This window comes from Acinetobacter sp. ANC 4216 (genome assembly GCF_004331195.1).
GTDB classification, from domain to species: Bacteria; Pseudomonadota; Gammaproteobacteria; order Pseudomonadales; family Moraxellaceae; genus Acinetobacter; species Acinetobacter kookii.
In genome coordinates this window covers 131,829-155,458 of record NZ_SJOC01000009.1, presented here as the reverse complement: position 1 = coordinate 155,458, position 23,630 = coordinate 131,829, and the positions used below count along the sequence as shown (strand labels likewise).

20 protein-coding genes are annotated in these 23,630 nt (G+C 43.6%); 14 read left to right on the top strand and 6 right to left on the bottom strand.

Annotation, left to right across the window (positions count from 1 at the left end):
- Nucleotides 1–9: 9 nt before the first annotated feature.
- Together E0H88_RS09205 and E0H88_RS09200 are read right to left on the bottom strand one after the other, a co-directional pair.
- Nucleotides 10–1,992 carry a MacB family efflux pump subunit gene (locus E0H88_RS09205; RefSeq protein WP_131273947.1) on the bottom strand — a complete coding sequence of 661 codons (1,983 nt, stop codon included), beginning with the start codon at nucleotides 1,990–1,992 and terminating at the stop codon, nucleotides 10–12.
- Nucleotides 1,993–1,994: 2 nt separating this feature from the next.
- Complete coding sequence (locus tag E0H88_RS09200) at nucleotides 1,995–3,338, bottom strand: MacA family efflux pump subunit (RefSeq protein ID WP_131273946.1); 1,344 nt, start codon at nucleotides 3,336–3,338, stop codon at nucleotides 1,995–1,997.
- Nucleotides 3,339–3,917: 579 nt separating this feature from the next.
- Here E0H88_RS09200 and E0H88_RS09195 point away from each other — a divergent pair.
- Nucleotides 3,918–4,367: a bacteriohemerythrin gene (locus tag E0H88_RS09195; RefSeq protein WP_092819035.1), complete on the top strand. Its 450-nt coding sequence runs from the start codon at nucleotides 3,918–3,920 to the stop codon at nucleotides 4,365–4,367.
- Here E0H88_RS09195 and holA read toward each other — a convergent pair.
- The 4 genes from holA to E0H88_RS09175 form a co-directional block, all read right to left on the bottom strand.
- Nucleotides 4,364–5,362, bottom strand: coding sequence for a DNA polymerase III subunit delta (gene holA, locus E0H88_RS09190; RefSeq protein ID WP_131273945.1), 999 nt, complete (start codon nucleotides 5,360–5,362; stop codon nucleotides 4,364–4,366). The genes E0H88_RS09195 and holA overlap by 4 nt on opposite strands.
- A 17-nt stretch (nucleotides 5,363–5,379) precedes the next feature.
- Nucleotides 5,380–5,916 carry an LPS-assembly lipoprotein LptE gene (locus E0H88_RS09185; protein ID WP_092819033.1) on the bottom strand — a complete coding sequence of 179 codons (537 nt, stop codon included), beginning with the start codon at nucleotides 5,914–5,916 and terminating at the stop codon, nucleotides 5,380–5,382.
- Nucleotides 5,917–6,125: 209 nt separating this feature from the next.
- Nucleotides 6,126–8,747 (bottom strand): leucine--tRNA ligase, encoded by a 2,622-nt coding sequence (gene leuS, locus E0H88_RS09180; protein ID WP_131273944.1) that lies wholly within the window; start codon nucleotides 8,745–8,747, stop codon nucleotides 6,126–6,128.
- A 689-nt stretch (nucleotides 8,748–9,436) separates the two neighbouring features.
- Nucleotides 9,437–9,763, bottom strand: a complete 327-nt coding sequence (locus E0H88_RS09175; protein WP_092819031.1) for a DUF4124 domain-containing protein — start codon at nucleotides 9,761–9,763, stop codon at nucleotides 9,437–9,439.
- 785 nt (nucleotides 9,764–10,548) lie between these two features.
- On the opposite strand from E0H88_RS09175, the gene E0H88_RS09170 reads away from it, so the two are divergent.
- The 13 genes from E0H88_RS09170 to hisS all read left to right on the top strand — a co-directional run bounded on the left by E0H88_RS09170 (nucleotide 10,549) and on the right by hisS (nucleotide 23,621).
- Entirely contained in the window at nucleotides 10,549–12,276 is a 1,728-nt protein-coding gene (locus E0H88_RS09170) for an acetolactate synthase 3 large subunit (RefSeq protein WP_131273943.1), read from the top strand.
- Nucleotides 12,273–12,764 carry an acetolactate synthase small subunit gene (gene ilvN, locus E0H88_RS09165; protein WP_086195356.1) on the top strand — a complete coding sequence of 164 codons (492 nt, stop codon included), beginning with the start codon at nucleotides 12,273–12,275 and terminating at the stop codon, nucleotides 12,762–12,764. Before E0H88_RS09170 ends, ilvN begins: the two co-directional genes overlap by 4 nt.
- 109 nt (nucleotides 12,765–12,873) lie before the next feature.
- The gene (ilvC, locus tag E0H88_RS09160; protein WP_131273942.1) at nucleotides 12,874–13,890 is read left to right on the top strand and encodes a ketol-acid reductoisomerase; all 1,017 of its coding nucleotides are present in this window, start codon (nucleotides 12,874–12,876) and stop codon (nucleotides 13,888–13,890) included.
- A gap of 449 nt (nucleotides 13,891–14,339) precedes the next feature.
- Nucleotides 14,340–15,167 (top strand): XAC2610-related protein, encoded by an 828-nt coding sequence (locus E0H88_RS09155; protein WP_131273941.1) that lies wholly within the window; start codon nucleotides 14,340–14,342, stop codon nucleotides 15,165–15,167.
- A gap of 349 nt (nucleotides 15,168–15,516) precedes the next feature.
- Complete coding sequence (locus E0H88_RS09150; RefSeq protein WP_131273940.1) at nucleotides 15,517–16,797, top strand: glycosyltransferase family 4 protein; 1,281 nt, start codon at nucleotides 15,517–15,519, stop codon at nucleotides 16,795–16,797.
- A gap of 31 nt (nucleotides 16,798–16,828) precedes the next feature.
- Entirely contained in the window at nucleotides 16,829–17,380 is a 552-nt protein-coding gene (locus E0H88_RS09145; protein WP_092819026.1) for a phosphatase PAP2 family protein, read from the top strand.
- Between the two features lie 89 nt (nucleotides 17,381–17,469).
- On the top strand, nucleotides 17,470–17,670 hold the full coding sequence (gene iscX, locus E0H88_RS09140; protein WP_092819025.1) for a Fe-S cluster assembly protein IscX: 201 nt from the start codon (nucleotides 17,470–17,472) through the stop codon (nucleotides 17,668–17,670).
- A 111-nt stretch (nucleotides 17,671–17,781) separates the two neighbouring features.
- A complete protein-coding gene (ndk, locus tag E0H88_RS09135; protein ID WP_086195365.1) occupies nucleotides 17,782–18,213 on the top strand; it encodes a nucleoside-diphosphate kinase in 432 nt (143 codons plus the stop codon).
- A 122-nt stretch (nucleotides 18,214–18,335) separates the two neighbouring features.
- On the top strand, nucleotides 18,336–19,571 hold the full coding sequence (gene rlmN / locus E0H88_RS09130) for a dual-specificity RNA methyltransferase RlmN (protein WP_131273939.1): 1,236 nt from the start codon (nucleotides 18,336–18,338) through the stop codon (nucleotides 19,569–19,571).
- Nucleotides 19,572–19,632: 61 nt separating this feature from the next.
- Nucleotides 19,633–20,394, top strand: a complete 762-nt coding sequence (pilW, locus tag E0H88_RS09125) for a type IV pilus biogenesis/stability protein PilW (protein WP_165493308.1) — start codon at nucleotides 19,633–19,635, stop codon at nucleotides 20,392–20,394.
- Nucleotides 20,385–21,176: a helix-turn-helix domain-containing protein gene (locus E0H88_RS09120; protein ID WP_131273937.1), complete on the top strand. Its 792-nt coding sequence runs from the start codon at nucleotides 20,385–20,387 to the stop codon at nucleotides 21,174–21,176. The genes pilW and E0H88_RS09120 overlap by 10 nt, the downstream gene beginning before the upstream one ends.
- Nucleotides 21,177–21,200: 24 nt before the next feature.
- On the top strand, nucleotides 21,201–22,322 hold the full coding sequence (gene ispG / locus E0H88_RS09115; protein ID WP_092819021.1) for a flavodoxin-dependent (E)-4-hydroxy-3-methylbut-2-enyl-diphosphate synthase: 1,122 nt from the start codon (nucleotides 21,201–21,203) through the stop codon (nucleotides 22,320–22,322).
- A 3-nt stretch (nucleotides 22,323–22,325) separates the two neighbouring features.
- Complete coding sequence (gene hisS / locus E0H88_RS09110; protein WP_131273936.1) at nucleotides 22,326–23,621, top strand: histidine--tRNA ligase; 1,296 nt, start codon at nucleotides 22,326–22,328, stop codon at nucleotides 23,619–23,621.
- Nucleotides 23,622–23,630: the final 9 nt, after the last annotated feature.

The window sequence follows — 23,630 nt, the reverse complement described above, 5'->3', positions numbered from 1 at the left end:
TATTTATCCTTATTCGCGAGAAAGTGCATCCACAGGGTTAAGCTGTGCTGCATTACGGGCAGGAATAAAGCCGAAGATAATCCCGATCATGCTTGAGCAGACGAAGGCCGCCACAATGGAGGTGGTGGAATAGGCCATCTGGAAGGTACCGCTGGCAAACTGGCTAATCAGCTGTCCAATGCCTAAAGATAAAAGCACCCCCAGGATCCCACCTAAAATACAGACCAGTACCGCCTCAATCAGGAACTGCTGCAAGATGTCACTTTGCCGGGCACCCACAGCCATACGCACGCCAATTTCCTGAGTTCGTTCAGTCACAGAGACCAGCATGATGTTCATCACCCCAATACCGCCGACAATCAGGGAAATCACCGCAATCGCAGAGACTAACAGGGTCATGGTTTGCGTGGTTTGCTGAATGGTTTCACGGATACTGTCTGCATTCTGGGTAAACACATCTTGTGCGCCGTGGCGTTGTACCAATAAATTTAAAATGGCATTTTCAGCTGCCGCACTTGGGTATTCGTCTTTGACCCGGACAATGATGCTGCGTACATTCGCCTGGCCTAACATGCGGCTCATCACCGTAGAGTAGGGCAAGTAAACATTCAGGCTGTCTGAATTTCCCATCATTGATTTTTGTGCTTCAACTACACCAATAATACGACTGGGAACACTGCCCAACAGAATGACCTGACCGACAGGGTTGGTACCATCACTAAAAAAAGTCTTTTTGGTATTGTCATCAATCACCACGTCTTGGGCACGTTCAGTCACGCCTTCTTTGTCAAAAGGCTGTCCTGAAGCAAAGTTCATCCCTCGAACATAGAAGAAGTCTTCACTGACCCCATTCACGGTGGCGGAAGCTTCGGTATCCTTAAAACGTGCCGTGATGTTGCTGGTGACCGATGGACTGACCCCATCAACATAGGGCTGTTCTGCCAGGGCATCCGCATCGGCAGGAACCAGTGTTTTGACCTGGGCTGTTTTGGAATTGTCGCCAAAGCCACGGCCTTGATAGACGGTAATGGTATTGGTTCCGAGGCTGCTGATATTTTCCAGAATCTGTTTCTGTGAACCGTTACCTAAAGCCACTACAGACACCACCGAGGCAATCCCGATAATAATCCCGAGCATGGTCAGGAAGGTCCGCATGCGGTGGGCGTTCATGGCCAGCAGCGCCATACGGAAAGCTTCGCCTAGCCGGTCCGCAGCAGAGCGCCAGGAAGGCGTTTTTTTCTGTGCGGTTTGTTCTAAGGTCTGTTTTTCTAAAACCTCATCTGCGGCAACTTCAGGCACATTCGGTTTATCTGAAATAATGTTGCCATCACTAATTTCAATAATACGCGAGGCATTTTTGGCAACGTTATGATCGTGGGTAACCAGGATGATGGTATGGCCTTTGGCATTCAGCTCGCGCAAGATACGCATCACCTCAATGCCGCTGTTTTTATCCAGTGCACCGGTCGGTTCATCGGCCAGAATCACATCGCCGCCGTTCATCAAGGCACGGGCAATTGATACACGCTGCTGCTGGCCACCGGAAAGCTGGCTGGGACGGTTCTGGGTCTTTTCAGCCAAACCCAGGTTCGAAAGCAGCTGGGTCGAGCGCTGTTGACGGGCAGAAGCATCGACACCTGCATAAATGGCCGGAACTTCAACATTACCTGCCGCGCTTAAATCGCCCAACAGGTGATAGCGCTGGAAAATAAAACCGAAATATTCACGGCGCAGTTGAGCCAGTTCATCCGCTTCCAATTGACGTGTTTCACGCCCTTTGACCTGATAGCTTCCTGAGCTTGGCTGATCCAGACATCCCAAAATATTCATCAGGGTGGATTTCCCCGAACCGGACTGCCCGACAATCGCGACCAGTTCTCCCGGGTAAATCTCCAGATTAATGCCCTTTAAAATCTGAATGGTGCTTTCCCCGGCGGGGAATTCACGGGTCAGATCTGTGACCTTGAGCAAAGGCTGTTGATCTTGGCTCATGATTACATTCTCACTGGACCGGCACCACCACCTACACGGTTACTGCGTTTGGCAGCATCGTTTGAGGTATCCGAAGCATCGGCTATGACCACCTTGTCACCCTGTTTTAAGCCCTTAATCACTTGAGCAGTGACACGATTGTTCAAGCCGACCAGGACCGGTTGCGGTTTGGCTGTACCATCTGCCTGAATTACGCGAACCATCGACATAGAGGCTTTACCTTGTTCAATCAGTGCTTTTTCTTCGGTAGACAGTTGCAAGCGTTTTGGACGCTCAGTTTGCGCTTGATCATGATCAGTCGGATTTTGTTGTTTTGCCTGGTCTGCATTACGATCAGCACGTTTGCCTTGCGGACGGTTTGAACTTTGCAAGGCTGCTGCAGGTACAGTCAATACATTTTTTGCTTCAGCCAGCACAATATAAACCTGCGCAGTCATATCAATACGCAGTTTGCCATCTTCATTGGGGACATTAAACAGGGCGTTGTAATACACCGCCGTACTTGAAGACGAAGTGGATGAGTTATTGCTTTCCGTATTGATGGAGTTCGGTGCCGGTTCTACCTGGCGTAGTTTGGCATAATGTTTTTTGTCGCTATTGCCCAAGGTGGTAAAATACACGGTTTGACCTTCTTCGACTTTCATCACGTCAGCTTCTGAAATTTCAGCTTTAATGGTCATGTTGTCGAGCTTGGCCAGTTTGACAATGGTCGGTGCGCTTTGGTTGGCGTTTACGGTTTGGCCTTCTTCAGTCACAATGGCCACAATGGTGCCATCCATAGGCGCAACAATCCGGGTATAGCCCAAATCTTCTTTGGCCGTTGCCAGGGTTAAACGGGACTGTTCAATCTGGGCATTAATCGCCAAAATTTCCGCCTGTGCCGTTTTGTAGCTGGCCAATGCAGCCTCAAGTTCTGCACGCGAAGTCGCATCTTGCGCATACATGGCTTGCTGGCGTTGATATTCAGCTTGGACTTTCGCCAAGTTTGCCTGCTTGACTGCCAGTTGAGCCTGCTGGTTTTTAATACTCGCTTCAGCCGTTTTCAGATCATTTTCCTGGCGGATCGAATCAATTTGTGCAATCAGCTGACCCTGTTTCACCTGGTCTCCCAATTGCACATACATCTTCTTCACCTGACCCGAAACCTGTGCACCGACGCTGACCATTTTGGTGGCTTCCAGCACACCGGTTGCAAGAACAGAGTCTTCAATATCACCACGCGTGACTTCACTGCTAATGTATTGCGGTGCTTGCTCTTTGGGTTTTAAAAAGAACCAGGCGGTGACTGCAATAGCAAGAATACTGACTATGGCGACAACTATTCTGGACGGTTTTATTTTTGGCATAGTGAGCTGATAAATGAGGAAAATTAGACCAATTATAAAAGCTAAATAAGGATAAAACGTGAACTTTTTAAAAACAAATGAGAATTATTTTCTTTTTAGAGTGTCTTGAAAAATTTTCTAGACAGAGGATGAAGTCATTTTTAACAAACTTTTTAGCATGACTTAATAGAGGATAGGCATGTTATTCAATTTCAATTCCATCAATTTTCTGAAAGATGATCTTCAGCCTGATGATTGAGTTTTTTCAAAATGCTGCTGAGAAAACAGAACTTTTTTTCACTGATCCGGGCTATCAAGATGTATTCGATTTTAGCCTAATGATAATGGATTTATTTAATGATTTTTATTTAAATAATTTTTTGTGATAGAGGTGTGGTTTTCTTTTTTTCTCCGCCCCCTGAGTTTCCAACTGGTAGACATAATTTTAAAAATCTTTGTTTTATCTCTAGATTTAAATAAAAAAAGTTTGTAGTATTAAATCCATAAAATAATTATGGGTTTAATAATAAAAGCATTAATCCCCATGATTATGCGAAAAAGATCATAACTTTAATATGAAAATTTGTAAGGGGTAGAATGATGGAATGGAATGAAACTTATAACATTGGGATTGATGTGATTGATAATCAGCATCGTCAGATCTTGGATTATATTAATGCTTTGGAGCAGGTAAAAAACACCGGGCAGCGCGATAAAATTAAAGAGGTTTTGGAGGATTTAATTGACTACACCCAGTCGCATTTTAGCTTTGAAGAAAATTTGCTGGAGCAGGTCAGTTATCAATATTTACCATCACATCGTGGCATCCATGAATTATTTGTAAAGCGTCTGAATGATTACCGCCTGAAATTTGAAAAAGGTGAAGCCATTGAAAACGACTTGTATCGTCTGCTGTCCAAGTGGCTGATCAACCATATTCAGCATGATGATCAGGACTATGTCGATGCAGTGCGAGACAATATGTTGAGCTATCTACGTAAACAAGAACAGAAAAAAGGCAAAGGCTGGTTTGCACGTTTCTTTAGTTAAACGCTTGGCGATAAAAATAAGGTTTGACCGCACATGCTGCTAATGGCTTGCAGAACCAGATGTTCAGGGTTTTCTTTGCCTAAACCTTTTATTGAAGCGTCAATGCGCAACAAAAGTGACGGCCAGCTAAGAAAACAGTTCGGATTGAGCCGTCTTAAGGCCTGCTGATACTGGCTGACTTTATTTTTCCAGATGCCCAGCTGTAAGGCATTCTGTGGCTGTTCAAACAGTTGCATCAGCAAGCGCATTTCTTTGCTGATGCTCCACAAGATCAGGCTCATCGGTTCACCCGAAGCAATTAAATACTGGAAAATTTTAATTGCCTGAGCCAGATTTCCTGCAAGCAGGGCATCATTTAAGTCATATGTAGTATAGCGCGACTGGTCTTGTAGACATGAATACAAATGCTCAATCTGGATGATCTCCACGTCGGCAAAAGTATCGCTGACGCGCATGAGGCTATTTTTAGCTGCCAGCAAGTTGTGCTCGTGGTGCTGTTCCAGCCAGGTCCAGGCATCATTCGCCAGTTTAATTCCCAGCTTTTCTGCTTCAATACTTAAAATCCGCTGCCGGTCTTGCGGATAATTAGCCGTAAGTGGCACCGTGACCCCATTGGCATCTACCACCTGGAAAAAACTGGATTTTAGGCTGCTGCTGTCCTGTTTGGGCATTACCACCAGCAGCAGGTTTTGTTCATTGTGCTGGATATAGCTTTTCAGTTGCTTGATGCCGTTGGCATCAGGCTTGATATTGCCATGTACTTCAACAGCTAGTTGCGTGGAAAATAAGGACAGGCTATTTAAAGCATTAAACACATTTTTCCAGTCACTGACATTGCCAATGTCATAACGCTGACGTTCAATTTCCTGCTTTTGCCAACTCTGCCGGAAAGCATCGAGTAAATTTTGTTCGAGCAGGGGTTCCTGACCATACATAATCCAGGCACCGCGAGCTTCATCAACACGTTTGAGTGCTTGGGGATAGTCAAGTTTCATCGCGCGATTTTCTATATTTAAGGTTGGGTTGTAGAAGCCGCTGGTTTGGTCACGACTTGGGGTAAACGGTTGGATGAAATCTGACGCACAATTTGCTGTGCCACATCATCAACAATCACCTGATTAAGATACTTCTGTTCCTGGTCATCCGTGTTGACCGTGGCCACGTCATATTGATAGCTGCGTGAAGCGGTGATGGTACGCGGTTCAGTTACAGGATTACCTTGCGCATCGTCAATACGGAAAGTCACGGTTAAGCGCAGCAAGGTTTCGACCAGTTTGCCATTTAATTCATGACGCTGTGGAGTGTAATCCAGTACACGCAACACATAAGCATCGGGACTATTGCTCAGCTGAATGCCTGTTGCGCCCAAATAAATTGCAAGTTTTTCATGCAATTGTCCTGCATTATCCGGCAATGCCAATTTCATTTTAGAGTAAGCCACAGGAGCCGTCGCCGGATTGGTGCCTTTTAAATGAAAGCCACAGCCCACTAAGCCTGCACTTAGACCACAAGTTAAAACAATTGCTGCTAAACGTTTGCCCAAATGCATGTGTTGTCCTCTGTATTGTTCTTCAAAGCAAAAAAGGAAGATCTAAAAATATGTAGTGATTGTATGTGCAAAGCCCGTTGACTGGCAACGGGCTTTGTTTGGGAATTGTGAAATCCTTATGTCCCCCTCTTTTTTAAAGAGGGGTTAGGGGAGATTTCTTTTATGAAATCCCTCCAAACCTCCCTTTGTAAAGGGGGGCTTAAAGGAGATTAAACCACCAAGTTCACTAACTTATTCGGCACCACAATTTCTTTCTTGGTTGGACCGGTCAGGAATTGCTGAATTTCAGGCAATGCTTTGGCTTGTGCCAAGATGTCATCTTTAGATGCATCAACAGAGACTTCTAACTTACCACGAAGCTTACCATTTACCTGAACCACGATGGTTTGCGTATTACGTGTTAATGCAGACTCATCCACTTGTGGGAATTGAGCTTGAGTCAATTCAATACCGAACTGAGCCAATAAAGTCTGGCTTAAGTGCGGTGCAAATGGGGCAAGCAATGTCAGAAGTGTGGTGATCGACTCACGTGCAACAGCAACGTCATTGTCATCTTTCACTTCAAACTTATTGTTTGCGTTTAATAATTCCATCATCGCTGCAATAGCAGTGTTAAAGGCGTGACGACGTTCGATATCATCACCCACTTTTTGGATGGTTTCGTGTGTCTTACGACGCAAGTCTTGCGCAGCAGTTGAAAGTGTCGCTTTGTCGATGTTTGCAGCAGCATTGCCTTGTTCAAGGAAACCTGTCGCCAAACGCCATACACGTTTCAAGAAGCGGTTTGCACCTTCCACACCCGCATCAGACCACTCTAAAGATTGATCAGGTGGAGCAGCGAACATCATGAAGACACGTGCAGTGTCTGCGCCGTACTGGTCAATAATCGCTTGCGGGTCGATACCGTTGTTTTTCGATTTCGACATTTTTTCCTGACCGCCAACAATGACTTCTTGACCATCACCTTTGTATTTGGCAGAAAGAATACGACCTTTTTCGTCACGTTCAAGTTCGATATCTGCAGGGTTAAACCATGCTTTCTTACCAGATTCCGCTTCACGGTAATAGGTATCTGCAAGCACCATACCTTGAGTAAGAAGGTTGGTGAATGGTTCGTTGCCTTGTACCACACCTTCATCACGCATCAATTTGTGGAAGAAACGTGCGTAGAGCAAGTGCAGAATTGCGTGTTCAACGCCACCGATGTACTGGTTTACAGGCAGCCAGGTTTGACCCGCTTCAGGTTTCACCATGCCATCTGTAAAGTCTGGCGATGCATAACGCGCATAGTACCAAGAAGATTCTACGAAGGTATCCAATGTATCTGTTTCACGACGTGCGTCGCCACCACAGCATGGACATTTCGTTTCATAGAACTCAGGCATTTTGTTCAATGGATTGCCTGAACCGTCTGGAACGACATCCGTTGGAAGTACCACAGGAAGTTGATCTTCAGGCACTGGCACTTGACCACAAGTATCACAGTTGATCATTGGAATTGGACAACCCCAATAACGCTGACGAGAGACACCCCAGTCACGTAAACGGAATTGAACTTTTACATTAGCAAGACCTTGTGGTTCAAGTTTTGCCAAGAATGCATCAAATGCGCCTTGGAAGTCTAAACCGTCAAATTCACCTGAATTAACCAGTTTACCTTCTTTTGAACCGTACCATTCTTGCCATTGAGTTGAGTTAAAGTCAGCATCGTCTGCGCCTTTGGCATCAATCACTTGCTTGATGGTTAAGCCATACTTGTTGGCAAATTCGAAGTCACGCTCATCGTGTGAAGGCACTGCCATCACCGCACCAGAACCGTAAGACATCAACACGTAGTTTGCGATCCAAACAGGCACTTCTTCGCCTGTCACAGGATGCTTCACAGAAAGACCTGTTGCCATGCCTTTTTTCTCGGCAGTGGCAAGGTCTGCTTCTGCCACTGAACCCATACGGCATTCTTCGATGAACGCTTGAAGTTCTGGGTTAGTTTCAGCCGCTTTCAGCGCCATAGGATGTTCTGCTGCAACTGCAACATAGGTCACACCCATTAAAGTATCGGCACGTGTGGTAAATACCGTTAAACCGTCTGCATAAATGTCTGGATTTGCTGAAGGGAAGGTGATTTCCATACCCTGTGAGCGACCAATCCAGTTACGTTGCATGGTCAATACTTGTTGTGGCCAACCGTCTTTAAGCGTGTCTAAATCGTCCAGTAATTCTTGCGCATAGTCGGTAATGCGGAAGTAGTACATTGGAATATCGCGTTTTTCTACCAATGCACCTGAACGCCAGCCACGACCATTTTCAACCTGTTCGTTGGCAAGTACAGTTTGATCCACTGGATCCCAGTTCACGGTTGAAAGTTTACGGTAGATCAAACCTTTTTTATAAAGCTGAACAAATAACCATTGTTCCCAGCGATAGTATTCTGGTGTACAGGTTGCAAATTCACGATCCCAGTCAATCGATAGACCTAGTTTCTTCAACTGATTACGCATGTAATCGATGTTTTCAAAGGTCCATTTAGCAGGTGCAACCTGGTGCGCAATTGCAGCATTTTCAGCAGGAAGACCGAACGCATCCCAACCCATCGGTTGCAGCACAGTTTCACCTTTGAGGCGGTGGAAACGGCTGATTACATCCCCAATCGTATAGTTACGCACATGACCCATATGCAGCTTGCCGCTTGGATAAGGGAACATCGAGAGGATATAGCGACGTGGACCTTCTACAGTGTCGGCAACTTTAAAGGCTTTGCGAGATTCCCAGTCCTGTTGGACTTGAGGCTCAATCGCACTGGCTTGATATTCAGAGTCAATGTGAGTAGTCATATACGTAATACAAGAGAACGGTTAAAAAATTTAGCACACAGCATAGCGCAAAATGCTATGCAATGTCAGTTTCCAGATCAGGATTTTATCTTCCTGGTCATTAGAAATGAAACTTTTGGAAATGTCATTGAATGCAGGGATGCCTTTAAATTTGCGAGTTTCTCTTTGTTTTGTAAATAAGCTAATTCTAATGATAAGCGGAGGTCTTGGTCTGTGCCTGCACCAAACATGCTTGCATACAGGATCTTTCTTATTTTCTTGAAGTCGCTGCTTAACTTTCACCTTAATTGCAGTTCGTTCTGCTGTTGTTAATTCAACCTTTGTTATATGTCGTCTGGACAATGCTGATTTTTCAGCTTGTTCAGTTTTATGCTGAAAGGTTGATATAAGTCTGGTCTCTATGCTTGTTCAGCGGAGATGCGTTGCTAGCATGTGTTGAATCCTTGGTATCTACTCCTTTATATCTTCAGCATGATTGGATGGGAGATAATAATATGAGGCTCAATACTGGATAGCTAAATAAAAAGAAAAAATTCATTTATTTACCATAGCGAATAAAGGTAAACACTTGCCACGATTTTTCTAAGGTGACTATATGGGCTTTGTTGCTTCTCTTTTCATCTTTATAGTTTTTTAGATTACCAAGAGTGATTACCCGGTGCGTAATCACTCTTGCTCACAATATAATATTATTGGACTTTAGGTGTTGCAGGAATGCTGCCTTCTGGAATTGCGGGAATTGTTGGATTAACAGGCTTGTTTTCTTGAGCGGTATCCTTGGCTTCTTTCGCGGCATTATTATTGTCCTGAGATGCAAGACTAGCAGAACGTGCCGTGCCATAAGTGTCCACTTTCCCTTTTTTCTTTGCCGATTTCGGTGGGGGCGTGGTGGTGTAATGCGTAGACCCTTTGGCATCCACCCATTTGTAATATTCTTTGGCAAAGCTTGTGGTTGAACTTAAACTTAAGATTAAGCCAGTCGCTATAAATCCAATTTTGATGAAAGATGATGCCATAATAATCAAGTCCTTATTGTCATAATCAGTTGGATAGAGTGGGGAGAAATAGAACTCCTGATTGCTTCAGTATTTTATATGATCTAGATCGTTTTGCAGAGAAAAAAGATAAACTGTCCCAAAACGCAGATAAATGAACTGTAGTTAGGCAATTGTACCCTTTGATCTTTATTTAATCAGAAAGAATTCTCCCAGATCCGGGGCGGTAGCGTGAATCTGAATATAAAAATATATCAAGATACAAAATCAGAGAATGAAAAATAGATTGAAATTAATAAAAACATTTTTTGATAAAATAAATATTCATTCCATTTTATTATAATTTTTATATTTATTTTTTATGAAAATATTTTTAATTTTTTGAAAAATAATAATATTTTAATTTTTTGTGAGGGTTGCATACACAGCGAAAGACAAAACAGATGTATAAAAAATGAATAATTTAAAATTAAGCTATAAAAAGCTAATTTTTAAACTTGACTTTAATACTCGAAACCACAAAAATGCTGCTTTAGTTTTATATGCCTTAGATCGATCACCCTTCGAATAAGAGCCTTTTAGCAATGGACTTCTTCTCTAGCCGAGAAGCTGAACAAAGCCAACAAAATATGTTTATCCCAACATGTTTTAGACCTCATATTGCTTAAACGGCAACCAGGTCAGATTTTTTTCTTATTGCTATGAAAACTATGAAATTTGTGTGCTATAACAGAGCGCACAGTGAATGAATTAATCACCACAAATGCCCTCCATTTGTGCGTGAAAAAAGATTAGGGTGAATCACGTTGGAACTTTTATCTGGTGGTGAAATGCTTGTTCGCGCATTGGCGGACGAAGGCGTTGAACATGTTTTTGGATATCCAGGCGGCGCAGTATTGCATATTTATGATGCGCTCTTTCAACAAGACAAAATCAATCATTACCTTGTACGTCATGAGCAGGCTGCCGGTCATATGGCAGATGCTTATTCGCGTGTAACAGGTAAAACTGGTGTGGTACTCGTCACATCAGGTCCAGGCGCGACAAATACCGTAACGCCAATCGCAACGGCTTATATGGACTCAATTCCAATGGTGATTTTGTCTGGTCAGGTTGCAAGCCATTTGATCGGTGAGGATGCGTTCCAGGAAACCGATATGGTCGGTATTTCTCGTCCAATCGTAAAACACAGTTTTCAAGTGCGTCATGCCAGCGAAATTCCTGCGATTATTAAAAAGGCATTCTATATTGCTTCTTCAGGCCGTCCAGGTCCTGTGGTTGTCGATATTCCTAAAGATGCGACTAATCCTGCAGAAAAATTTGCTTACGAATATCCTGAAAAAGTGAAGATGCGTTCTTATCAGCCACCGCATCGTGGTCACTCAGGCCAGATTCGTAAAGCAATTGACGAATTGATCAGTGCCAAACGTCCAGTGATTTATACGGGCGGTGGTGTAGTGCAGGGTAATGCATCAGCATTATTGACTGAACTTGCGCACTTGTTGGGCTATCCGGTGACCAATACCTTGATGGGCTTGGGTGCATTCCCGGGTAACGATCCTCAATTTTTGGGGATGCTCGGTATGCATGGTACCTATGAAGCCAACATGAGTATGCATAATGCGGACTTGATCCTGTGTGTAGGCGCACGTTTTGATGACCGTGTGACCAATAATCCGGCTAAGTTCTGCCCAAATGCCAAGGTTATTCATATTGATATTGACCCGGCAACCATTTCTAAAACCATCATGGCGCACATTCCAATTGTGGGTGCGGTAGAGCCGGTACTTCAAGAGATGCTGGTACAGTTGAAACAAATGAATGTTTCAAAACCGAATCCGGAAGATATTGCAGCATGGTGGAAACAAATTGATGAGTGGCGTGCAGCACACGGCTTAAAAGTTGTAGCACCAACTGATGGCTCTATGAAGCCACAACAAGTCGTTGCCGCTTTAGATAAAATCACCAATAGCCAGGCGATTATTACGTCTGACGTTGGTCAGCATCAGATGTTTGGTGCGTTGTATTACAAATACACGCGTCCACGTCAATGGATTAACTCAGGTGGCTTGGGAACCATGGGTGTAGGCTTGCCTTATGCCATGGCTGCAAAACTCGCGTTCCCGGACCAGCAAGTGGTATGTATTACCGGTGAAGCATCGATTCAGATGTGTATCCAGGAATTATCAACATGTAAGCAATATGGCTTAAATGTGAAAATTCTTTGCCTCAACAACCGTGCCTTGGGTATGGTGAAACAGTGGCAGGATATGAACTACGAAGGTCGCCATTCAAGCTCTTATGTTGAATCCTTGCCTGACTTTGCCAAGTTGATGGAAGCTTATGGTCATGTTGGCATCCAGATTAACCATGCCGATGAGCTTGAGTCCAAGCTTGCAGAAGCCATGGCAATCAATGATAAATGCGTATTTATTAACGTAATGGTTGACCGTAGCGAGCATGTATATCCAATGCTGGTTGCCGGTCAGTCGATGCAAGATATGTGGTTAGGAAAAGGGGAGCGCACTCAATGAGACATATCATCTCTGTTCTCGTAGAAAACGAAGCGGGTGCACTTTCACGTCTGGTGGGATTGTTCTCTCAACGTGGTTATAACATTGAGACTTTGAACGTTGCACCAACTGAAGACCCAACCATGTCACGTTTGACGCTGACCACGTATGGTGATGATCATAAAATTGAACAAATCACCAAACAGCTGAATAAACTGGTTGAAGTGGTGAAAGTGGTTGATTTGTCTGAGGGTGCGCATATCGAGCGCGAACTAATGCTGATTAAAGTGAAATCACTTGGATCGGCACGTGCAGAAATCAAGCGTACCGCTGACATTTTCCGTGCACAAATTGTGGATGTAACCCCGACGACTTATACCATTCAGATTGCTGGTACAACTGAAAAGCTTGATGGTTTCATTGATGCACTTGCAGAAAATACCATTCTTGAAGTGGTGCGTTCAGGTGTATCGGGCATCGCACGTGGCGAAAAAGTTTTAACAGTCTAATTTTTTAACACATTCTACTCATCGTGGAGATGAGGATCTAGGTCAATGAATACCAATAACATCATTGACCTGGATAAAAGGAAACATAAGCATTTAAGCGGAGACAGCAATGCAAATTTTTTACGATAAAGACGCAGACTTATCGATCATCCAATCTAAGAAAGTAGCGATCATTGGTTATGGTTCACAAGGTCACGCGCATGCGCTTAACCTTAAAGACTCTGGCGTTGACGTAACTGTAGGTTTACGTGCTGGTTCAACTTCTTGGAAAAAAGCTGAAAATGCTGGTCTTAAAGTTTCAGAAGTTCCTGCTGCTGTTGCTCAAGCTGACTTGGTCATGATTTTGACTCCAGACGAGTTCCAATCTCAACTTTACCGTGACGTGATTGAGCCAAACATCAAGCAAGGCGCGACTCTAGCATTTGCTCACGGTTTCTCTGTTCTTTATAACCAAGTTGTTCCACGTGCTGACCTTGACGTAATCATGGTTGCGCCTAAAGCACCAGGTCACACTGTACGTTCTGAATTCCAGCGTGGTTCAGGTGTGCCTGACTTAATCGCAATTCACCAAGATGCATCTGGTAATGCGCGTAACGTAGCGCTTTCTTATGCTTCAGGCGTAGGTGGTGGCCGTACAGGTATTATCGAAACTTCATTCCGTGAAGAAACTGAAACTGACTTATTTGGTGAGCAAGCAGTTCTTTGTGGTGGTGCTGTTGAACTGGTTAAAATGGGCTTCGAAACTTTGGTTGAAGCTGGTTATGCGCCTGAAATGGCTTATTTCGAATGTCTACACGAACTTAAATTGATCGTTGACTTAATGTTCGAAGGCGGTATCGCGGACATGAACTATTCAGTATCTAACAACGCTGAATATGGCGAATATGTAACTGGTACTGAAGTTATCAATGAACAGTCTCGCGAAGCAATGCGTAATGCGCTTAAACGTATCCAGTCTGGTGAATATGCGAAGATGTTCATCCAGGAAGGTGCATTGAACTACCCATCTATGACTGCTCGTCGTCGTCAAAACGCGGCTCACGGTATCGAAGTAACTGGTAACAAGTTGCGTGCAATGATGCCTTGGATCCAAGCGAACAAGATCGTAGATAAAGAAAAGAACTAAGGTTGCGTTACGTGCCTTAAAAAATGGGAAAGCAGTGCTTTCCCATTTTTTTCGTACCTTGGATTCAAGCGAACAAAATCGTAGACAAAGAAAAGAACTAAGTTCTAATTTCTAAGTCAAAAAGCCCTTATTTTTAACAGGGGCTTTTTAATGGTTGAAAACTTCGTGCCTCAAAGGGGTGAAAGCAGTGCTTTCATCCCTTTTTGTGCCTTGGGTCCAAGCGAACAAGATCGTTGATAAAGAGAAAAACTAATTTATTGAATCAATTGATTTAAATGCGAAAACCCACTTATCTGAGTGGGTTTTTTTATTGCCTAAAGTATTTTTCGTTTTTTTGTGAAGATCAGTCTATTAATAATTCGCAACAAAACACAGCGGTTGGAGATAGATTAGATGTAATTTTAAGTGTGATAGAGTAGACATAATTTACTGTTAAGTGTGGCTGAGCAATGAAAACTCAAATCCTACTATATCTTACCACTTTATCTTTTGCATGCTTAAGTTTTGCAGAAACCGTAGCTGTAACCAGAACGGACCATCTTAAACCTTTCACAAATGTTCGGGTTTCTATGCAGCGAATGCTACGCTCAGACGATGGACGTTATTTTCTTGATTTATATGCAGGGATCTGGAATCCACACGGCAAACTTCATGATTTGAATGTGCAAAAAACGATTGCCTTTAAAGGCCTGCAAAAGGGCGATCAGCTGAATCTTAAATCGGTCAGTGGAAATGGGGAAGCAACTACATCTGAACAATATCAGTTAAATGGAAACTTGAATGCCAATACTGGACAGCTGTCATCAGTTTTGATTACAGCAAAGAATAATGAAAGTATTCCAATTCAATTTGGGCCTGCATTTACAGCAGTAGAAAAGCCGCTGTTCATATTTAAATTTTATGGTCTTGAAAATGCCCAGCAGCCTTACGGAAGAGCCTTAAAACAAGTGGATGTATGGAATAAAGCCACCAATACAGTCGTTCAAAGTTTGTCAGGGTTTACTGCTTATCCCAAAAGTATTGGTTATATGGATATTAATCTTGATGGCTACTATGATATCGTGCTTTCAGACACGTCAAATGAAAGGAAAATTGAAGATAAGCGCTTTATTTACTGGATGTATAATCCTAAAACTCATCAATTCCAGCGTTCTCCCCAATTAGAAAATATTGCTGGATTTCCTGCCATTCAGGGAGAAAAACAACAAGTTGATTTTGGTTATGGGCAGGTTTATCAGGTAAAAGATGGCTTATTAAATCGGGTTGAGGATAATTAATAAGATATTAGGCTTCTTTTGTAAATCATTTTTCGCTCAATTCCATGTTGTAAATTCCGGCAATTAAATGGAATCTCAACCTCAGTCTTTTGCCTCGGTTGCGATAACACTCAGCACTGTACTTCAAAAAGCTGCTTTGAACCGATGTATTTCATGCATAAATTATGCATGAATGCTTAAAATTTACGGTATACATAATAAGCAAAGTGTGTCACTTTTTGATTGATGAAAGGAATCTATTAATAAATTTATAGAGGGGTGGGATGGGAATTTAAACAGTCATTAACGTATCATCAAACTGAAAGAATTAACCTCTAAGCTAGGGCTAAAATAACGATATAGGTGTTGTATGGCAACTTTGTATGCGACCAGCCTGCTCAAAGAACAAAATTTTCCAGAAAATTTCCAATTTTATTTTAAAAAGAATAAGCAAGACCAAATTTGTGATGATATTGCGATACTCAATGATTTAATTCGCCCACGGCTGAAAATTGCGATTGTGACAGAAACCTGGTCTCCAGAAATTAATGGCGTGGCACTGTCTTTATTGCAACTCTGCAAAGGGTTGCAAAAACAGGGACATAAAATTTTACTGATTAGGCCGGAACAAAAACAGACATGTTTTCAGTTTTTGCCAAATCAGGAATGTTTAGTTAAAGCCCAAGCTATTCCTCAATATCCAAGCTTGCAGTTTGGCTGGCCACAATTTTTAAAAGTCTCTCAAGCATTGGATCAGTTTGCGCCAAATGTCGTGCATATTGTTACAGAAGGGCCGTTGGGATTAAGCGTTTTGCAGGCGGCTAAGACAAAGGGCATTCCTGTTTCAAGCGCTTTCCATTCACCTTTTCAAGAGTTTAGTCGTTATTTCGATTTAGCCTTTTTAATTAAGCCGATTCAGCGCTATTTACGTTGGTTTCACAATAATACACAACTGACCTGTATTCCCAGTAAAGATACGGAATATATTTTAAGAGAATTTGGCATTTGTTGTCCTCTGGTTGTGGTGGGGCGTGGTGTGGATGTTACGCATTTTTCACCACAACATTATTCCAGCGGTTTGCGTCAACAATGGCAGGCAACGTCGAATACTCAGATTATGCTGTATGTGGGGCGCTTATCACCTGAAAAGGAGATTGATGTTCTTGTTCAAGCCTATCTGTCCATGAAGAAAAATAACCAGGATGTCAAACTGGTGATTGTGGGGGATGGTCCGGAGCGGGGTCGTCTCGAAATGTTATGCCAAGGACAGGATGTCATTTTTACAGGAAATTTATCTGGCCCGAAACTTGCTCAGGCTTATGCAAGTGCAAATGTTTTTGTGTTTGCCAGTCAGGTTGAAACCTTTGGCAATGTGGTGCTGGAAGCAATGGCAAGTGGTTTGCCTGTGATTGCCTATAATTATGCCAGTGCGCATTTGCATGTCAAAAATGGCGAGACGGGCTGGTTGAGTCCCTTAGGAGATAAGACAGGTTTTATGCAGTCAATGTGTCAGTTGCCGGGCAATCAGCAATTGAAACGTATGGGACTGGAAGCCCGAAAGGCGGTGCAGCATATCGGCTGGCAATACCCTGTGCAACAGTTTGAACAAGCACTCTATAGTGTGGCGATGGGGACAGAAATGACATCCTGAATTTTAAGCAATAGCTTAAAGGAGCATCATCATGAATTTAAAAAAAGCAAAAATAACGATGTTGGATCTGGATTTAAAAGGTTGCTTGTATCTGAATAATCTTTCTCATTCACATGCAGTAGCCCACTTTTTCAAAATCATCAGCCGTTTTGGCAATGGTTTGTTCTGGTTTATTATGCTCGCCAGTTTATGGGTGCTGGAAGGCGTGTTTTATATTGTACAGTTGTTATATCTGTTGATTAGCGGGTCGATAGGTACCGTCATTTATAAAATCCTAAAACAAAAAACTGTACGCCCACGACCTTATCAAGTCCATCAAGTCATCCGGCTACACGAACAACCGCTCGACCATTTTAGTTTTCCTTCTGGTCATACCCTGCATGCTGTCATGGCCAGTACGGTTCTGGGTTATATTCAGCCCGTGTTATTGATTCTGATGCTTCCTTTTACCATTCTGGTGGCGATATCACGGATGGTTTTGGGGCTACATTATCCCAGTGACGTGCTGGTCGGTGCATTGATTGGTGTCGTGATTGCCAGTGGCATTATTGAGAGTGCACCCTTTTTTAATATCATGTTATAAAAATGCATGCGGATGAATCAGGAAACTCACGCGATTTTTCCAAAATTTGCTAAAGTACTGCCACTGATTTGAACATATTAGGAATAGCCATGGGTTTGCGTTGGACAGATACTATTGATATTGCGATTGAGCTTTCTGAAGCACATCCAGATGTGGATCCGCAATGGATTCGTTTTACCGACTTGCATGCCTGGGTGTGTGCATTGCCAGACTTTAGTGATGACCCAACCAAATCCACTGAAGGTTTGCTGGAAGGAATTCAAATGGCCTGGATTGATGAAGTGCGTTAAGCGCTACATCGAAAAAAGCAATTTTTTTACATATCAAAAGCGGAAAAAAGCCCATTATTCGGTATAATGCGGCAAATTTTCATGTCAACAATTGACTTAAGGAGCCAATCAATGGCTATTGAACGTACTTTATCTATCGTTAAACCAGACGCAGTTGCTAAAAACCACATCGGCGACATCTTTGCTCGTTTCGAAAAAGCTGGTCTTCAAATCGTTGCAACTAAAATGAAACACTTGACTCAAGCTGAAGCTGAAGGCTTCTACGCTGAGCACAAAGAACGTGGTTTCTTTGGTGATTTAGTTGCGTTCATGACTTCTGGTCCAGTTGTTGTTTCAGTTCTTGAAGGCGAAAACGCAGTTCTTGCTCACCGTGAAATTTTGGGTGCAACGAATCCTAAAGAAGCGGCTCCTGGTACAATCCGTGCAGACTTTGCTGTAAGCATCGACGAAAATGCTGCTCACGGTTCTGACTCTGTAGCATCTGCTGACCGCGAAATTAACTATTTCTTCGCGCAAACTGAGATTGCTCCACGTACTCGTTAATACGCAGTATTCAAGCCAGATAAGTGGTATACTGCTTATCTGGTTTTTTTATTCTCTGAATAATCCTCTGCTCAGATATTGAGCTTCTCCTTTCATCTTTAGGCATGGTTTAGGTAATACACATGAGTACTGAAGTAGTCGCTACATCAGCAATTTCTGATGCACAGCAACCATCTCCATCCGCTCCGACGCAGCAAAATTCTGTGGAAAAAGTGAACTTACTTGGCATGTCACGTCCGCAAATGGAAAAATTCTTCGAAGATATGGGAGAAAAAAAATTCCGTGCCGGGCAGGTGATGAAATGGATTCATCAGTTTTTTGTCACAGATTTTGCCGAAATGACCAATATTTCCGGCAAGCTGCGGGAAAAACTGGAAAAAATCTGCGAAATTAAAGCGCCGGAAGTGGTGCATAAAAACTATTCCAAAGATGGCACGCGTAAGTGGGTGTTCCGTGTCGGGGATGGTGAAGGTTCTCTGGTGGAAACTGTCCTGATTCCTGCAGAAGACAAAACCGGTTCACGTAAAACATTGTGTATTTCTTCACAGGTGGGTTGTGCGCTTGACTGTTCATTCTGCTCAACGGGTAAGCAGGGTTTTCAGCGTGACCTGACTCAAGCTGAAATTATTGGTCAGCTGTGGATGGCAAACTTCTCTTATATGGAAGAAGTACCTGTGGCAGAGCGTGAGCGTTCAGTGACCAATGTGGTGATGATGGGCATGGGCGAACCCCTCCTGAACTATGACGCCGTATTAAACTCAATGCGCATTATGCTGGATGACTTTGCCTATGGCATGTCAAAACGCCGTGTGACTTTATCGACTTCAGGTGTAGTACCGAAAATCGATCAGTTGGCGCAAGATATTGATGTGGCTTTGGCGATTTCACTTCATGCACCGAACGATGAACTGCGTAACGAGCTGGTGCCGATCAATAAAAAATATCCATTAGAACAGCTGATTGCTGCCTGTCAGCGTTATATTGCTAAAGATGGTAATGAAAGTTCGCGTAAACATGTGACCATTGAATATGTCATGCTGGATGGCGTAAATGACCAACCAGAACATGCTCAACAAATGTTGAAACTGCTTAAAAATTTACCGAGCAAAATTAATTTGATTCCGTTTAATCCGTTCCCGCATGCACCTTATGGGCGTTCAAGCCGTAACCGGATTATTTCTTTCCAAAAAACTTTGTCTGATGCCGGTTTTGTGTGTACGATTCGTCAGACACGTGGTGATGATATTGATGCCGCGTGTGGACAGTTGGTTGGACAAGTTGCTGACCGTACCCGTCGTGCGGAACAGTGGAAAAAGAAAGTGGCGCAGCAAAATGAGATTCTGCGCACTCAGGGATAATAAAAGGGGATGTCAATTGAGAAAGCCCACATATAAATTAGCTTTTATTACAACAATTTGTATGTCCGCTATTTTTGTTGCCGGGTGTCAGACACCAGCAACAATCGGGAAAAAAGACCCGGAAAAGGCAGTGAAAATTCGCACTCAATTGGCGGCAGAATATATTAAATCGGGTGATCTGGATTCTGCAAAACGAACCTTGGATCAAGCGCTTGAAGTAGATTCACGTGATTCAACCGCGAATATGATGATGGGCGTTTTACTGCAACAAGAGGGCAGTAAAATCAGCATGGATAAAGCAGAAAGCTATTTTAAGCGGGCAATTTCTGCTGATCCTAAAAATGCACAGGCGCGTAACAACTACGGTACTTATTTGTATCAAATTGAGCGTTATAATGACGCGCTTGAACAACTCAATGTGGCCGGAACCACATTGGGCTATGATCAACGCTACAGAGCATTGGAAAATGCAGGACGGATTTATTTAAAACTCGGTGATGTGGTGAATGCTGAAAAAACATTCAAACAGGCCCTGCAAGTAAATCGTGACTCTTATATTTCAATGTTAGAGTTGTCTGAAATTTTTTATCTGAAACAGCAGACCGCTGCCGCAACACAATTGTATGAACAGTTTGTACGCAGTGTCGGTCAAAAGAATCAAGGTGCGCGTGCGCTTTGGATTGGTATCCGAATTGCGCGGGCAAATAGTGACCCAATGGGAACGCAGGTGCTTGTCAATCAGTTGCGTGCGCTTTTTCCCGAGAGTCCGGAATACCAACGTTATCTGCAATTACAGTACAGTACTGAGGCCGTATGGAAGTAAATCCTAATTCACCGCAATCGAATGGTTCAAGCGTAGTACCCACTGCATTAGGAAATGTTCAGCGTCCAGGCGAGTACTTACGTCAAGTTCGAATTGCACAAAAGCGTGAATTAAGTGAAGTTGTCAAAGATTTAAATATCCCTGTAAAGACTTTGACCGCTTTAGAACAAGATGATTATAAGGCTTTGCCAGAAGCCACCTTTATTAAGGGCTACTATCGTACCTATGCGAAGTACCTGAAGGTGGATGCAAGTTCTATTATTCAACGTTTTGATGATATTTATCAAAATGATACTGGATTGTTACCCAATCATGCCTTAAACAACTCACCGATTAAAATTATGGGTAAGCTCCCAGGTTCCAAGAGTGACCGTAACAAGAAATGGTTGAAACGCCTTTTACTTGCTTTGCTGGCACTAGTTGCTCTTGCCGTTGCCGTTATGGCGATACAAAACTGGTCATCCAGCAAAGACGCGGAGAGCCAGGAGGTTGTACCTGCCGAATCCGACGTACAAGTGTTGAATCTGGATAACTCGACTGTGGTTTCGGGCGATCAGCTAGAGCTTGAGTTTAGTCATCCAACTTCTGTGCATATTGTAGATTCAACTGGTAAAGTACTGGCAACAGGCCGTCAGGCATCGACATTGAAATTGAATGGTGAAACGCCTTTCCAGATTCGTCTGGATGATGCTTCAGCCGTTACCCTGACTTTGAATAACGAAAAAATTGCCTTGTCACCTTATACCGTCAACGGAAAAGCAGATTTCCGTTTGTCACGTTAATGCGTAAAGAATAGAGCGATATCAATGATTGAAAATCCGATTAAGCGCCGTCCCACTCGTAAAATTCGTGTCGGTTCTGTGTATGTAGGTGGGGATGCCCCGATCAGCATCCAGAGCATGACCAATACTGAAACCTGTGATGTGGCTGCAACGGTCGCACAGATTCAGCGTTGTGTAGATGCCGGTGCCGATATCATGCGTGTTTCCGTACCGTCAATGGAAGCGGCCGCCGCATTTGGTGAAATTCGCAAACAGGTCAATGTGCCTTTGGTTGCCGATATTCACTTCGACTATAAAATTGCTTTGGCTGTTGCCGATCTGGGCGCAGACTGTTTACGGATTAACCCGGGCAATATTGGCTCGGAAGCGAAAATTCGTGAAGTGGTGGCTGCGGCGAAACATCATGACATTTCCATGCGTATCGGGGTGAATGCCGGTTCGCTGGAAAAAGATATCCAGAAAAAATATGGTGAACCAACAGGTCAGGCCTTGCTTGAATCTGCCATGCGTCACATCGATATTCTGGATCGTTTAAATTTCCACGAATTTAAAGTCTCCGTTAAGGCATCCAATGTGTTCCTGACGATGGATGCTTATCGTTTGTTATCTCAGCAGATTGACAATCCATTACATCTGGGTGTGACCGAAGCAGGGATTTACCGTACCGGTTCAGTAAAATCAGCAATCGCACTTGGCGGTCTGCTCATGGAAGGCATTGGCGATACCATGCGTATTTCGCTGGCAGCTGAGCCTGAAGAAGAAGTGAAAATCGGTTTTGATATTTTAAAATCACTGGGTCTGCGTTCCAACGGCATTAACTTCATTGCCTGCCCAAGCTGTTCACGTCAGGAATTTAACGTGATTAAAGTGATGCAGGCACTGGAAGAACGTCTGGAAGATATTCGTACCCCCATGGATGTTTCCGTGATTGGCTGTAAAGTGAACGGTCCGGGTGAAGCCAAAGAAGCCGATATTGGCGTAGTAGGTGCAAGTCCACGTTCACTGGTGTATCGTAATGGCGAGAAAAGCCATTTAATCGATACCAATCAATTGGTTGATGAAATCGAGTCTATGGTTCGTCAACGTGTTTCCGAGCTTGAAGAAGCTAAATCTAAAGAGATTATTCGCACAGGTTTTTCTGAGTAGATCATGAGTTCAATTGTCGCAATCAAAGGTTTTAATGACATTCTTCCAACGCAAACCCCCGCGTGGAGACGTCTTGAACAACACTTAGCATCGCTTATGGATGCTTATGGCTACCAGCAAATCCGCTTGCCGATGGTTGAGCAGACCAATCTGTTCAAGCGTTCAATTGGTGATGCAACCGACATCGTCGAAAAAGAAATGTACACTTTTCTGGACAAGGGTAATCCGCCTGAGTCCTTGACGCTGCGTCCGGAAGGGACTGCGGGCTGTGTACGTGCCATGCTGGAGCATAACCTGCTGCGCGGCGCGACACCTCGTGTATGGTATATCGGTCCAATGTTCCGTTATGAAAAACCGCAAAAAGGCCGTTACCGCCAGTTCCACCAGTTTGGCGTGGAAACTTTTGGTGTGGCAACGCCAGACCAGGATGCCGAGCTGATTCTGATGACGGCACGTCTGTGGAAACGCATGGGTGTGGCCGACAAGGTTCAGCTTGAACTCAACACTTTAGGTGAGTCAGATGAACGTGCGGCATACCGTGCAGCACTGGTCGAATTTTTAGAGTCGCATAAGGCAGACCTGGATGAAGATTCTCAGCGCCGTTTGACCACAAACCCGCTGCGTATTTTAGATTCTAAAGATGCCAAAACTCAGTCGATTCTTGAAAATGCACCTAAACTGCATGACTTTATGGGTGAAGAAACTCTGGCGCATTTTCAACAATTACAGCAATATTTGACGGATGCAGGCGTAAGCTTCGTGATCAATCAAAAATTGGTTCGTGGTCTGGACTACTACAACAAAACTGTTTTTGAATGGACCACGACATATTTGGGTTCACAAGGCACCGTATGTGCCGGTGGCCGTTATGATGGTCTGGTGGGTCAATTGAAAGGCAAGGCCGATCAATCGGTACCTGCGGTTGGTTTTGCCATGGGGATGGAGCGGTTGTTGTTGCTGCTTGAACAGGTGGAAGACAATACCCCCGTCCGTGACTGTGAAATGTTCCTGGTTTCAGACCCTGCAACTCAAGGTCAAGCCTTGGTGCTTGCCGAACAGATTCGTGACCAGCTGGAAGCAGCCAATAGCAGCATCCGTTTAAAAACCGGTTCACAGGGTTCAATGAAGAGCCAGATGAAAAAAGCCGATCAGGCCGGGGCGGTTTATGCTTTAATCTTTGGTCAGCGTGAGGCGGAAGCGCAGCACATTCTGGTCAAGGAACTGGCAACAGCAGAACAGACCGAAATTGCAGTGGCTGACTTTGTGCCATTTATCATTGAAAAATTTTCTTCAAAATAAGCCGAATAA

Excerpts from the sequence above, each read along its gene's own strand:
- E0H88_RS09120 (WP_131273937.1), top strand. The coding sequence starts at position 20,385 with ATGGAAGTAAATCCTAATTCACCGCAATCGAATGGTTCAAGCGTAGTA.
- ilvC (WP_131273942.1), top strand. The coding sequence starts at position 12,874 with ATGCAAATTTTTTACGATAAAGACGCAGACTTATCGATCATCCAATCT.
- pilW (WP_165493308.1), top strand. The coding sequence starts at position 19,633 with ATGTCCGCTATTTTTGTTGCCGGGTGTCAGACACCAGCAACAATCGGG.
- holA (WP_131273945.1), bottom strand. The coding sequence starts at position 5,362 with ATGAAACTTGACTATCCCCAAGCACTCAAACGTGTTGATGAAGCTCGC.
- ilvN (WP_086195356.1), top strand. The coding sequence starts at position 12,273 with ATGAGACATATCATCTCTGTTCTCGTAGAAAACGAAGCGGGTGCACTT.
- E0H88_RS09205 (WP_131273947.1), bottom strand. The coding sequence starts at position 1,992 with ATGAGCCAAGATCAACAGCCTTTGCTCAAGGTCACAGATCTGACCCGT.
- ispG (WP_092819021.1), top strand. The coding sequence starts at position 21,201 with ATGATTGAAAATCCGATTAAGCGCCGTCCCACTCGTAAAATTCGTGTC.
- rlmN (WP_131273939.1), top strand. The coding sequence starts at position 18,336 with ATGAGTACTGAAGTAGTCGCTACATCAGCAATTTCTGATGCACAGCAA.
- hisS (WP_131273936.1), top strand. The coding sequence starts at position 22,326 with ATGAGTTCAATTGTCGCAATCAAAGGTTTTAATGACATTCTTCCAACG.
- E0H88_RS09195 (WP_092819035.1), top strand. The coding sequence starts at position 3,918 with ATGGAATGGAATGAAACTTATAACATTGGGATTGATGTGATTGATAAT.
- E0H88_RS09185 (WP_092819033.1), bottom strand. The coding sequence starts at position 5,916 with ATGCATTTGGGCAAACGTTTAGCAGCAATTGTTTTAACTTGTGGTCTA.
- E0H88_RS09145 (WP_092819026.1), top strand. The coding sequence starts at position 16,829 with ATGAATTTAAAAAAAGCAAAAATAACGATGTTGGATCTGGATTTAAAA.
- iscX (WP_092819025.1), top strand. The coding sequence starts at position 17,470 with ATGGGTTTGCGTTGGACAGATACTATTGATATTGCGATTGAGCTTTCT.
- leuS (WP_131273944.1), bottom strand. The coding sequence starts at position 8,747 with ATGACTACTCACATTGACTCTGAATATCAAGCCAGTGCGATTGAGCCT.
- ndk (WP_086195365.1), top strand. The coding sequence starts at position 17,782 with ATGGCTATTGAACGTACTTTATCTATCGTTAAACCAGACGCAGTTGCT.
- E0H88_RS09155 (WP_131273941.1), top strand. The coding sequence starts at position 14,340 with ATGAAAACTCAAATCCTACTATATCTTACCACTTTATCTTTTGCATGC.
- E0H88_RS09175 (WP_092819031.1), bottom strand. The coding sequence starts at position 9,763 with ATGGCATCATCTTTCATCAAAATTGGATTTATAGCGACTGGCTTAATC.
- E0H88_RS09150 (WP_131273940.1), top strand. The coding sequence starts at position 15,517 with ATGGCAACTTTGTATGCGACCAGCCTGCTCAAAGAACAAAATTTTCCA.
- E0H88_RS09200 (WP_131273946.1), bottom strand. The coding sequence starts at position 3,338 with ATGCCAAAAATAAAACCGTCCAGAATAGTTGTCGCCATAGTCAGTATT.